This is a genomic window from Brucella tritici, assembly GCF_902825325.1.
Taxonomy (GTDB): Bacteria; Pseudomonadota; Alphaproteobacteria; order Rhizobiales; family Rhizobiaceae; genus Brucella.
Genome location: NZ_CADEAR010000009.1, coordinates 133,248 through 145,141, shown reverse-complemented (window position 1 = coordinate 145,141; position 11,894 = coordinate 133,248). Strand labels below are relative to the sequence as shown.

Here is an 11,894-nt window from a genome sequence, read left to right as displayed (position 1 = left end):
CGCATCTATTGTCACTCCGCAAAGAATGCGAAGCGGATGACGAAGAGTGCTGCAACCAGCCAGGTAGCCAGATGTACGTCACGCGCCTTGCCGGTGAAGGCTTTGAGCACGACGTAGCTGATGAAGCCAAAGGCCAAACCGTTTGCGATGGAATAGGTGAACGGGATAGCCAAAGCCGTCAGCGCTGCAGGTGCCGCTTCCGTTACATCGTGCCACTCGATCTCGGTCAGCTCACGCATCATCAAGCAAGCAACGTAGATCAGGGCCGGTGCTGTCGCATAGGCTGGAACCGAACCAGCGAGCGGCGAAATAAACAAGGCAGCAAGGAACAGGAGTGCCACAACCAGAGCGGTCAGACCTGTGCGACCGCCAGCCTGAACACCCGATGCGCTTTCGACATAAGCCGTCGTGGAAGACGTACCTAGAAGCGAACCACCAAGAATCGCCGTGCTGTCGGCAAAAAGGGCGCGCCCAAGACGGTTTGGCTTCCCCGGTTCGATCAGGCCGCCGCGCTTTGCCACGCCAATCAGCGTGCCGGTAGCGTCAAAAACTTCGACCAGCACGAAAACCAGAATCACGTGCAGAATGCCGGTATGCAGAGCGCCCATCACATCAAGCTGAAGGAAGGTTGGAGCCAGGCTCGGAGGGGCCGAGAAAATGCCGCCGAATTGACTGATGCCAAGAGCAATCGATGCCACAGTGACGACAAGAATACCAATGAGGATCGCTCCGCGAACTTTCAGGGCATCCAATACAGCGATGATGAAGAAGCCGGCAATTGCCAGCAGCGGACCTGATTTTGTCAGATCCCCAAGACCGACCAGGGTTGCTTGATTGCCAACAACCACGCCAGCGCTTTTCAAACCGATCAGCGCGAGAAACATACCGATACCTGCGGCAATCGCGCTACGCAGAGAATGCGGAATACCTTCGACCAACCAGCGACGTATGCCTGTCACCGTCAAAATCAGGAAGATAATGCCGGAAATGAAAACGGCGCCGAGCGCCTGCTGCCAGGAAAAGCCCATCGCCCCGACAACGGTGAAAGCGAAGAAAGCATTGAGGCCCATGCCGGGCGCCATACCGATTGGCCAGTTTGCGACGAGCGCCATGATGATCGAGCCGAGGGCTGCCGCAAGGCAGGTGGCAACGAAAACGGCGTTTTTATCCATACCCGTGGTGGACAGAATGTCCGGGTTTACGAAGATGATATAAGACATCGTCAGGAAGGTCGTCACGCCGGCAATGATTTCCGTTCTCGCCGTAGTGCCGTGTTCCTGTAATTTGAACAGCTTTTCGAGCATCGTCCCTCCAAGGCAAGCGCCCGTCAATCAGTTCCTCAGTTCGCATGAAATTGCGACGCGCAACATGTTGCGCTTCGTAATATGCCGAACCGAGGCAACCTATGCGATTGCCATAATGTTAGTTGCCGCTGCAGATTTGCAGTCGGACATGTTCCCCATACACCCATCGCGGACAAAAGCACAGTTCTGCCGTGTAAGTGCCAGTTTGTTGACATGATTTAGTGTGGACTGAGATTTCGCCGCGCGCCAGTCACTCATTTGTCGGGAAATATTTGAAACAGATTCAAAAAAGACAGCTCGCAGGAGCGGTTCTGATAGTTCTAACTGATTGTTTACAATGAACTTTGCAACAATATAGCCGTGCCATACATGCCAAGAGCGAAAACCGTATGCGCGACAAGATTGAGTAAACGTATGTTACGTGCATTCGGCAATTTGGATGCCGCCCAGCCGATTCCCAAGCCGGGCTGCAACAGGAACCACCCTGCCGCCACAGTGAGTACACCAAAAATCCAAACTGGCAGAAATATTGGATCGGAAAACCACTCGGCGCCACCATAAATGGCAAAGATGATGCCGTAAAGAATGCCAACCGCATAATGCCCGATCCAGCCAAGCACTACTTCATGCTTATAGGGTTCAGCATCGGAAATATCATCGTGGAAAATTTGCCCATGGCGAAGATGCCAGAACCAGCGGCCGACCAGCCCCCAATTCGGAAGCGTCTGTCCTGGCATTGTGGCTAGCAGAAGCGCCCACAAGTCCATTACGACCGTTGCGCCGATCCCGACCAGGATTCCACGCCAAATAATGTCCATGTTGATTGTTCCTCTGCATCACCGGGCGGTCAGATAAGCCTGAGACCGCCCGATGATGCAAGTGATAGATATGCGTGCACTCCTGCATTCCACGTAATACTTACTGGCAATGAACTTCGCACGATAAATAACATGTATCGGCAATAGACTCTGCTATGAAATAAGGGCGATGAAGATAGGCAAACCATCCGCAGCTACAACGGAAAGGCCGTATCTTCATCGCCTGCCCCCGCAAAAATAGACTGGCGGAAAATCAAAGGGACGACAATCGTGATCTGTCCCAAAATGGTACGGTTTACGTCTCATTTTCAGTGTAAGCTAGGTTTCACGCTGCTGTTCGCATGTTAAGCAAAATTTCGCAGGCGGGAGCTGAAATCCAAGATAAAAAAATGATTGTATTAGCTATACACAAAACAAAAGCGCCGGGGCTGGAGACCGACGCTTTGTCACTTTATTCGATTTTTACTTACGGGGCGATCTTTCATGAGACACGCCATAAGTTATTACTTACCGAAAACGGCGCTCTGGATCTGCGAACGCGAAACACCGATATCGGCAAGAAGATGGTCGTCCATCGCACCGAGTTCACGGATAGCGCGGCGGCGAGATACGAACTGCTGTACTTTCTGACGAATGTTCATTTGCTTTCTCCTCGTTTGGATGATTGCTAAATAGGCGTTTGCCCAAATTTCCACCACGGATATGATTGCAAATGAGGCATGCGTTTTTGCTTGAGCTCAACACCTTGAAAAGGCCGAGTTTACTTCTCTCCCAAGCAATGGCTTGCTTATAGACTTAAATGCAGAATTTCAGAAATGTCTTTTGCCAATAGGCTCCTAATCGATTAAAGGAGCGAAAGGAACGAACTCCTCCCCCGTTTCTTTCGGACATCGTCATGCTTTATGGTATTTTTCTCGCGTTTGCATCCTATGCGGCATTCGCTGTCAGCGACGCCTGCGTCAAATTTCTTGATGGCACGCTCTCGCCATACGAAATCGCATTCTTCGGTGCAGTGCTGGGTCTACTGGCTATTCCTTTTACAAAGAAAGCTGACGATGCATGGATCGATATGTTTCGCACCACCAACGTCAAGATGTGGCTGTTGCGGACCGTAACCGCTGCCATGGGCACGATAGGGAGCGTTACGGCATTCACGCATCTCTCCATGGCAGAAGCCTTCGCGCTCATTTTCCTGCTCCCGGCCTATGTAACAATACTTTCAGTGGTGTTCTTGAAGGAGCAGGTTGGCTGGCGGCGATGGTCTGCAGTTCTAATCGGTTTTGTCGGCGTTCTGATTGTACTTCGCCCCGGATTCAGGGAGCTCTCAATCGGTCATCTCGGCGCGCTTGCCGCTGGCATGGGAGGTGCGATGAGCATCATCATCTTCCGGGTTATGGGCAAGCACGAAAAGCGCATATCGCTTTATACAAGCGGGCTAATCGGCCCTACTGTCATCTGCGGGGCCTTGATGACCCCGTCCTATGAAGCGCCAAATACCGAGCAATGGGTTTATCTCGCGGGCTACGGCCTGCTTGCAGCCCTTGCCAATATCCTCTTGATGCTTGCGGCCCAACGCGCTCCAGCGAGCGCCATTGCCTCTCCACAGTATAGCCAGATGATCTGGGCGATCCTTTTCGGATATTTTGTTTTCCACGATCATATAGACACGCCAATGCTGATCGGCATTGTTCTCATTACCATTTCCGGCCTCTTCACCTTCATCCGAGAGAGACAACGCGGCGTTGAGGGACCTCCGGCTGTTGTCACGTCGGAACCAACTCCGGCGCTTTTGGAAGACAAAGTAGAACAATCCTGAAAGCGAACAGGGACAAGTTGGCACTTGTCTCTAACGTTGCCTGCTCCTACGATGTAGGCAGCCTGTCCAGGATCGACGGAATAACACTTAAAACAGAAGTGCTTAGGACATTGACCTGATTCAATCATATCGAGACGCACCAAGCATTTTTCCGATAGCGATCTGTGTTTCGATGTGCTCTGACGCGGGCAGAAGCACGAGAAATATACTGTCAAAGGACTAGGGAAATGACCGATAAACGGGCGATGTGGACCTATTACAAGGGCGAATGGCGTGAAGGAGATGTTCGCATTCTTGGTGCAGCATCACAAGCGACTTGGCTTGGTTCGCTAGTATTTGACGGCGCGCGCTTGTTTGAAGGTGTTACACCGGATCTTGACCGTCACTCAGCACGTGCAAACGACTCAGCCTGTGCTCTGGGACTGGAACCAACACTCTCCGCCAACGATATCGAAGCTCTTGCGCGCGAGGGTCTGAAAAAATTCACGCCCGGAACAGATGTTTATATCCGTCCCATGTACTGGGCAGAAGAAGGTGACGCCAGCACAGTCGCTCCACTTGCATCATCCACGGATTTCGCACTCTGCCTTGAAGCGATCCCTATGGTTGAGCCGAAGGGTTTCACCATCACCACGACGTCGTTCCGTCGGCCATATCTGGAAGTCATGCCCGTCAATGCCAAGGCGGCTTGCCTCTATCCAAACAATGCGCGAATGCTGCGGGAAGCAAAGGCAAAGGGCTTTAACAATGCATTGGTGACTGACGTTGTTGGCAATGTTGCCGAAACAGCTACCTCGAACGTTTTCATGGTGCGTGGCGACGAAGTTTTCACGCCAGTTCCCAACGGCACATTCCTTAACGGCATCACGCGCCAGCGTGTCATCAATTTGCTGCGCGCAGCGGGCGTCACCGTTCACGAAACGACACTGAAGATCGAAGACTTCCGCCAGGCAGACGAAATCTTCTCCTCCGGCAATATGAGTAAAGTCGTGCCGATAATCGGTTTCGATGATCGCAAACTGGAATATGGGCCGCTAACCAAACGCGCTCGTGCTCTTTATTGGGAGTGGGCTCACGCCTGATATCCAAACACAACGTCTCCGGTCGTTGGACCGGAGAGGTTTGTTCCTTCTCCCACAATAGCTGACCCCATCATCACATGATCGAACATACGCCCCTTTTTCTCGCAATCGCAGTTATTGCGGCATTTCTTGTCGGGCTTTCGAAAGGTGGCTTGCCGTCGGTCGGTACACTTGCCGTTCCGTTGATGGCATTGGTCATATCACCAGTTACTGCTGCTGCGCTTTTGCTTCCGATCTATGTCATCAGCGACATGTTCGGCTTGTATCTTTATCGCCACCACTTTTCCGCACGTAATCTGGCGATACTGACCCCGGCGGCAATTCTCGGCGTAGGCATTGGGTGGATGTTCAGCGCGCATCTGTCTCCGACATTCATCGGAATGCTTGTCGGATTGGTCGGCATCCTTTTCTGTTTCAACGCGTGGTTCGGCGCACGCTATCGCAAGAAGGCGCGCAAGGCGGACGTCCCCGGCGGTGTCTTTTGGGGTGTGCTTACAGGCCTTACCAGTTTCGTCTCTCATTCCGGCGCACCACCGTTTCAGATGTATGTGCTCCCGCAGCACCTTCCAAAACTGGTTTTCGCTGGCACATCGACTATACTCTTTGCCATAGTCAACGCCGTAAAGCTTGTGCCCTACTGGCAATTGCAGCAATTTTCCAATCTCGATACATCCCTCGGCCTTTGGCTTGTTCCTGCTGCCGTCATTGGAACCTTTGTTGGCGCAAAGCTGACACGAATCATGCCTGACGGTCCATTTTTCCTGCTGGTGCAGCTGACATTGTTCGGACTTTCCATCAAGCTGATTGCCGACTGGATTGTGCCTTATTTCTTCGGTTGAATACATTCCGTCACCGCTTGCAACACTTCACCCCTTCGGTCACGATGCTTTCATCAAGCGCCTTTTGGGAGAGAGGAAGCGGGGATGGCCGATGCTGATGCGATAATCATTGGAGCAGGACTGGCGGGACTTGTCGCCGCTCACGAACTGGCTGCAGCCGGACGCAAAGTCATTCTCCTCGAACAGGAAGGTGAAAATTCCATCGGTGGACAAGCTTTCTGGTCTCTCGGTGGGCTCTTCATGGTCGACAGTCCCGAACAGCGTCGCCTTGGCATCAAAGACAATATCGATCTCGCGCGACAGGACTGGTTCGGATCGGCACAGTTTGACCGTCCCGAAGATCATTGGCCAAAACGCTGGGCGGAATCCTATCTGGAGTTTGCCGCCGGAGAAATGCGGCCCTGGCTTCATGGTCTCGGCATGCGTTGGTTTCCTGTTGTCGGATGGGCAGAGCGTGGCGGAGCAAAAGCAGATGGACATGGTAACTCAGTGCCGCGCTTTCATGTGACCTGGGGAACAGGACCTGCTGTCGTAGCACCGTTCGAACGGTCGCTCCGCGCAGCAATCAGCAAAGGACTCATAACCCTAAAATGCCGTCATAGGGTCAACAGCATCGCTACTACCGGCGGGCGCGTCAGTGGTGTCTATGGAGAGGTGCTGGCACCATCGACTGTCGAGCGTGGGCAATCTTCGTCACGCGATACCATTGGCGAATTTGCCTATTTTGCTGACTGCGTAATCGTCACGTCCGGCGGCATAGGCGGTGACCCGGACAAGGTTCGAAGGGCGTGGCCACGCGACAGACTCGGTATTCCTCCGAAAGAAATGATATTGGGCGTTCCGGCTCATGTCGACGGGCGCGGGATCGATATTGCCGTTGCTGCGGGCGGGCATGTCATCAATGCCGATCGCATGTGGCACTATACGGAAGGCGTGCGAAACTGGAACCCGATCTGGCCGAACCACGGCATTCGCATTCTGCCCGGACCGTCATCCATGTGGTTCGATGCCAGGGGTAATCGTCTTCCTGCCCCATATCTTCCAGGGTTCGATACGCTTGGCACGCTCAAGCACATTCTTTCGACCGGCCACGACTATTCCTGGTTTATTTTGACCGAGAAGATCATCCACAAGGAATTCTCTCTGTCAGGATCGGAGCAAAACCCCGACCTCACCAGCAAGGACTGGAAGCTATTGCTCAAAAGCCGTCTCGGCAAAGCACCGCCACCGCCGGTCAAGGCATTTCTGGATAATGGGGTAGATTTCATTACAGCGGGGAATCTGAACGAACTCGTTGCAAAAATGAATGGTTTGACGGGAGAAAAGCTTCTTAGACCTGATCATATCCGCGATCAAATCGAAGCGCGGGATCGCGAAATAACGAACCGCTATTCCAAGGATGCGCAGGTGATAGCAATTCACAATGCCCGCGCCTATATCGGAGACCGTCTCACGCGCGCGGTGCCACTGCATTCTCTGCTCGACCCAACCAATGGTCCGCTTATTGCTGTCAAACTTCATATTTTGACGCGCAAGACGCTTGGTGGCTTGCATACCGATATGGATGCCCAGGTACTTAATGCGGCTGGCGAAAAAGTGCCTGGATTATATGCAGCAGGCGAGGCTGCGGGATTTGGCGGCGGCGGTTATCATGGTTACAACGCGCTTGAAGGAACATTTCTCGGTGGCTGCATCTTTTCCGGGCGGACAGCCGGACGTGCAGCAGCAGCCACAATATGACTCCCATTCCTGAAAAATATGAGACGCAACATCGGCCTTCAGCGGCCTCATTCCATATATGATTTTTTTATTTTTTGGTGTCGCGCCTACTCTCGAAACCCTATGCGGTGCGGCAACATAATGCCCCTGTAAGAAACAGGGAGTCCCTAAGGGGCAGTTCAGGCATGACAATGGATTTCGCCGTCCTTGCAATTGGGATTGGCTTTTTCGCACTGATATTCGGCTATTTGCGCATCTGCGAACGGCTTTGAGGCATCGCCATGATGATTGAATACATCGCTGGCGCTCTGGTTGCAGCCTTCATAGCCGCTTATCTCCTTTACGCGCTCATACGACCGGAGCGGTTCTAGGCCAATCTGCGGCCAAGCCCGCGTACCCGGCAGCCTTTCAGGCCTCGGAAAAGACCATGACACTCAATGGATGGATTCAGATCCTCGTTTTTTGCGGGATCATCATTTTGCTCGTCAAACCGCTCGGCGGTTACATGACGCGTGTTTTCAGCGGTGAACGGACCTTCCTTTCACCTGTCCTCGTTCCAGTCGAGCGAGGGCTTTATCGCCTCGCAGGCACAAGCGAACGAGAAGAACAGCATTGGATGACCTACACTGTCTCCCTCTTGCTATTCAATTTGGCCGGCTTTCTGCTGCTTTATATACTGCAACGGTTTCAGGGCTCCCTGCCCTTCAATCCGATGGGTATGAGCAACGTTCCGGCAGATCTCGCCTTCAACACCACTGCCAGTTTTGTGACTAACACCAACTGGCAGAACTACGGTGGCGAAAGCACGATGTCCTACCTGACACAAATGGCAGGGCTGACGGTGCAGAACTTCGTTTCAGCCGCTACTGGCGTTGCCATCGCCATAGCGCTCATTCGCGCGTTCTCGCGCAAATCCATGAAAACACTCGGAAGTTTCTGGGTCGATCTTACGCGCTGCACGCTCTACGTCCTTTTGCCCTTGTGCATCGTTCTCACACTAGCTTTCGTCAGCCTCGGCGTACCGCAAACGATTGGGGCTTATGCTGAAGCAACGACGCTGGAAGGCGCAAGACAGGTGATCGCACTTGGCCCGGTTGCCTCGCAGCTTGCCATCAAGATGCTCGGCACCAATGGCGGCGGCTTCTTCAATGCCAACTCCGCGCATCCTTTTGAAAACCCGGATGCCATCTCCAACATGATCCAGATGGTTGCGATTTTCGCAATCGGCGCTTCGCTTACCAACGTCTTCGGGCGAATGGTCGGCAACGAACGCCAGGGTTGGGCGATTTTTGCTGCCATGGGCATATTGTTCGTCGCAGGCGTTGCTATCTGCTACTGGGCGGAAACGGCAGGCAATCCCCTCATCCATGCTCTCGGCATTGATGGCGGTAATATGGAAGGCAAGGAAACACGCTTCGGCATTGCGATGTCCGCACTTTTCGCCGTCGTCACAACCGCCGCATCATGCGGTGCGGTGATCGCCATGCATGACAGCATGACAGCACTGGGCGGAATGATCCCCATGATCAATATGATGCTGGGAGAGATTATCATCGGCGGTGTAGGCGCAGGCTTCTACGGTATCGTCCTGTTCGTCGTCGTTGCCATTTTCGTGGCCGGGCTGATGGTTGGACGTACTCCGGAATATCTCGGCAAGAAGATCGAGGCGAAGGAAGTAAAAATGGCGATGCTCGCCGTGCTCTGCCTTCCACTGTCAATCCTGGGTTTTACGGCCATCGCTTCGGTTCTTCCGACAGGTCTGGCCTCCATCGCCAATCCCGGACCGCATGGTTTCTCGGAAATCCTCTACGCCTATACTTCAGGCACAGCGAACAACGGTTCGGCCTTTGGCGGCCTCTCCGGCAACACGCCCTGGTACAATATCACCATAGGTCTCGCCATGCTGATGGGCCGATTTCTGGTGATCGTTCCTGCAATGGCAATAGCCGGTTCACTTGTCGCCAAGAAAGCAGCTCCCCAATCTGCAGGCACCTTCCCTACAACCGGCCCGCTTTTCGTAGGCTTGCTGATCGGCGTCATCCTTGTGGTTGGAGGTTTGATCTTCTTCCCAGCGCTGGCACTCGGTCCCATTGCCGAACACCTCTCTATGGTGAAGGGGCAGATGTTTTGATGCTGAAACCCTCAAGCTGCATTCTCTCGATCCTTCTGGCAACGACCGTCCTTCTTCTCGCGGTTCAGCTTGCCGGATTGATCTGAGCTTTCCGAACGGAAACGTAATTTTACTGGAGCCTCTGTTATGAGCCAGTCCAAATCCGCGAGCATTCTCGATGCCCGCATCCTTTTACCCGCCATCGGCGATGCCTTTCGCAAGCTCAACCCAAGAAGCCTTGCACGCAACCCGGTAATGTTTGTGGTTGCCGTCGTTTCGCTACTCACGACATTACTGCTTCTGAAAGACGTGGCCACCGCCAATCCAAATGTCGGCTTCTCATTCCAAATCGTATTGTGGCTGTGGTTCACAGTCCTGTTTGCCAATTTTGCCGAGGCCGTCGCAGAAGGCCGCGGCAAAGCACAGGCGGATTCGTTGCGCCGGACGCGAACGGAAACGCAAGCCAAACTTATGGACAATCCCGAAGGCCCAAGCTGGAAAAGCGTGCCGGGAACGAGCTTGAAAGTTGGCGATATCGTTCTAGTAGAAGCGAATGACATTATTCCCTCAGATGGAGAAGTCATCGAAGGTGTGGCATCCGTCAACGAAGCTGCCATCACTGGCGAATCCGCGCCGGTCATCCGAGAATCCGGTGGCGACCGCTCTGCCGTTACAGGCGGAACACAGGTCCTGTCCGATTGGATCAAGGTTCGTATCACAGCCGCGCAAGGTTCGACCTTCATCGACAAGATGATCAGTCTCGTGGAAGGCGCCGAACGCCAGAAAACGCCAAATGAGATCGCGCTCAATATTCTGCTTGCAGGCATGACGCTGATCTTCGTTCTCGCCGTTGTTACGATCCCGAGCTTTGCGACTTATGCAGGCGGCTATATCTCTGTCACGGTACTGGTCGCACTTTTCGTCACCCTGATCCCGACCACAATCGGCGCCTTGCTTTCTGCTATTGGCATTGCAGGCATGGACCGCCTCGTACGCTTCAATGTGCTTGCCATGTCCGGGCGTGCAGTGGAAGCAGCAGGTGACGTCGACACCCTTCTCCTCGACAAGACCGGAACGATCACTCTTGGCAATCGTCAGGCAACTGCTTTTGTGCCGGTCAATGGCGTAACCGAGCAAGAACTTGCCGATGCAGCGCAACTGGCCTCTCTTGCCGATGAAACACCGGAAGGTCGTTCCATCGTCGTTCTCGCCAAGGAAAAATACGGGTTGCGCGGGCGCGATATGCAGGGGCTTCACGCGCATTTCGTACCATTCACAGCACAGAGCCGCATGAGCGGGGTCGACATTGAAGGGTCCGTCATTCGCAAGGGCGCTGTGGATGCTGTGCTCGCCTATGTAGGACAGAGCAGCCTCGCGGATGAAAGAACACTCTCGGAACTGCAATCCATCGCTGACACAATCGCCAAGGCTGGCGGCACACCGCTTGCTGTCGCTAAAGACGGCCATCTTCTCGGCGTTGTGCATCTGAAGGACATCGTCAAAGGCGGTATCCGCGAACGTTTTGCAGAGTTGCGTCGCATGGGGATCCGCACGGTCATGATCACCGGTGATAACCCAATGACTGCGGCAGCCATAGCTGCTGAAGCCGGCGTGGACGACTTTCTTGCGCAGGCAACACCAGAAAACAAGTTGTCGCTGATCCGCGAGGAACAGGCCAAGGGCAAACTTGTTGCAATGTGCGGCGACGGCACCAATGATGCCCCTGCTCTTGCACAGGCTGATGTCGGCGTGGCCATGAATACCGGTACGGTTGCCGCACGCGAAGCCGGAAATATGGTCGATCTCGACAGCGATCCCACCAAGCTCATCGAAATCGTTGAAATCGGCAAGCAATTGCTGATGACGCGAGGAGCGTTGACGACCTTCTCCATCGCCAACGATATCGCAAAGTATTTTGCAATTATTCCGGCGATGTTTCTGGCCTTCTATCCCCAGCTTGGGGCGCTCAATATCATGGGTCTGGCTACGCCACAGAGCGCCATTCTGTCAGCCATAATCTTCAACGCTTTGATCATTGTGGCTCTGATCCCACTTTCGTTGAAAGGCGTAACCTACAAGCCGGTCGGCGCAGGTGCGCTCCTCTCGCGCAATCTCCTGATCTACGGCCTCGGCGGCGTCATCGTTCCGTTCATCGGCATAAAGGCCATCGATATGGCCATTACTGCCCTTGGCCTCGCATAAGGAT

10 protein-coding genes are annotated in these 11,894 nt (G+C 53.7%); 7 read left to right on the top strand and 3 right to left on the bottom strand.

Annotation, left to right across the window (positions count from 1 at the left end; all coding sequences use genetic code 11):
- Positions 1 to 11 precede the first annotated feature (11 nt).
- From HWX93_RS14770 to HWX93_RS14760, 3 genes are all read right to left on the bottom strand, one after another.
- Positions 12 to 1,304 carry an NCS2 family permease gene (locus HWX93_RS14770; RefSeq protein WP_109986499.1) on the bottom strand — a complete coding sequence of 431 codons (1,293 nt, stop codon included), beginning with the start codon at positions 1,302 to 1,304 and terminating at the stop codon, positions 12 to 14.
- Between the two features lie 332 nt (positions 1,305 to 1,636).
- A complete protein-coding gene (locus HWX93_RS14765) occupies positions 1,637 to 2,122 on the bottom strand; it encodes a DUF2938 domain-containing protein (protein WP_176037768.1) in 486 nt (161 codons plus the stop codon).
- A gap of 503 nt (positions 2,123 to 2,625) precedes the next feature.
- Complete coding sequence (locus HWX93_RS14760; protein WP_006471330.1) at positions 2,626 to 2,763, bottom strand: DUF1127 domain-containing protein; 138 nt, start codon at positions 2,761 to 2,763, stop codon at positions 2,626 to 2,628.
- Positions 2,764 to 3,017: 254 nt separating this feature from the next.
- Between HWX93_RS14760 and HWX93_RS14755 the strand changes: the two genes are divergently transcribed.
- The 7 genes from HWX93_RS14755 (at position 3,018) to kdpB (ending at position 11,890) form a co-directional block, all read left to right on the top strand.
- Complete coding sequence (locus HWX93_RS14755; protein WP_176037767.1) at positions 3,018 to 3,938, top strand: DMT family transporter; 921 nt, start codon at positions 3,018 to 3,020, stop codon at positions 3,936 to 3,938.
- Between the two features lie 227 nt (positions 3,939 to 4,165).
- Positions 4,166 to 5,020 carry a branched-chain amino acid aminotransferase gene (locus tag HWX93_RS14750; RefSeq protein WP_109986496.1) on the top strand — a complete coding sequence of 285 codons (855 nt, stop codon included), beginning with the start codon at positions 4,166 to 4,168 and terminating at the stop codon, positions 5,018 to 5,020.
- 77 nt (positions 5,021 to 5,097) lie between these two features.
- Positions 5,098 to 5,859, top strand: a complete 762-nt coding sequence (locus HWX93_RS14745; RefSeq protein ID WP_176037766.1) for a sulfite exporter TauE/SafE family protein — start codon at positions 5,098 to 5,100, stop codon at positions 5,857 to 5,859.
- Positions 5,860 to 5,943: 84 nt separating this feature from the next.
- Entirely contained in the window at positions 5,944 to 7,599 is a 1,656-nt protein-coding gene (locus tag HWX93_RS14740) for an FAD-binding dehydrogenase (RefSeq protein ID WP_176037765.1), read from the top strand.
- Positions 7,600 to 7,859: 260 nt separating this feature from the next.
- Positions 7,860 to 7,949, top strand: coding sequence for a K(+)-transporting ATPase subunit F (gene kdpF, locus HWX93_RS14735; RefSeq protein WP_081104515.1), 90 nt, complete (start codon positions 7,860 to 7,862; stop codon positions 7,947 to 7,949).
- Between the two features lie 56 nt (positions 7,950 to 8,005).
- Positions 8,006 to 9,709: a potassium-transporting ATPase subunit KdpA gene (gene kdpA, locus HWX93_RS14730; RefSeq protein ID WP_176037764.1), complete on the top strand. Its 1,704-nt coding sequence runs from the start codon at positions 8,006 to 8,008 to the stop codon at positions 9,707 to 9,709.
- 126 nt (positions 9,710 to 9,835) lie between these two features.
- On the top strand, positions 9,836 to 11,890 hold the full coding sequence (gene kdpB, locus HWX93_RS14725) for a potassium-transporting ATPase subunit KdpB (RefSeq protein WP_176037763.1): 2,055 nt from the start codon (positions 9,836 to 9,838) through the stop codon (positions 11,888 to 11,890).
- The last annotated feature ends 4 nt before the right edge of the window (positions 11,891 to 11,894 follow it).

Coding starts and splice junctions, on each gene's coding strand:
- HWX93_RS14770 (WP_109986499.1), bottom strand. CDS start 1,304: ATGCTCGAAAAGCTGTTCAAATTACAGGAACACGGCACTACGGCGAGA.
- HWX93_RS14765 (WP_176037768.1), bottom strand. CDS start 2,122: ATGGACATTATTTGGCGTGGAATCCTGGTCGGGATCGGCGCAACGGTC.
- HWX93_RS14760 (WP_006471330.1), bottom strand. CDS start 2,763: ATGAACATTCGTCAGAAAGTACAGCAGTTCGTATCTCGCCGCCGCGCT.
- HWX93_RS14755 (WP_176037767.1), top strand. CDS start 3,018: ATGCTTTATGGTATTTTTCTCGCGTTTGCATCCTATGCGGCATTCGCT.
- HWX93_RS14750 (WP_109986496.1), top strand. CDS start 4,166: ATGACCGATAAACGGGCGATGTGGACCTATTACAAGGGCGAATGGCGT.
- HWX93_RS14745 (WP_176037766.1), top strand. CDS start 5,098: ATGATCGAACATACGCCCCTTTTTCTCGCAATCGCAGTTATTGCGGCA.
- HWX93_RS14740 (WP_176037765.1), top strand. CDS start 5,944: ATGGCCGATGCTGATGCGATAATCATTGGAGCAGGACTGGCGGGACTT.
- kdpF (WP_081104515.1), top strand. CDS start 7,860: ATGATGATTGAATACATCGCTGGCGCTCTGGTTGCAGCCTTCATAGCC.
- kdpA (WP_176037764.1), top strand. CDS start 8,006: ATGACACTCAATGGATGGATTCAGATCCTCGTTTTTTGCGGGATCATC.
- kdpB (WP_176037763.1), top strand. CDS start 9,836: ATGAGCCAGTCCAAATCCGCGAGCATTCTCGATGCCCGCATCCTTTTA.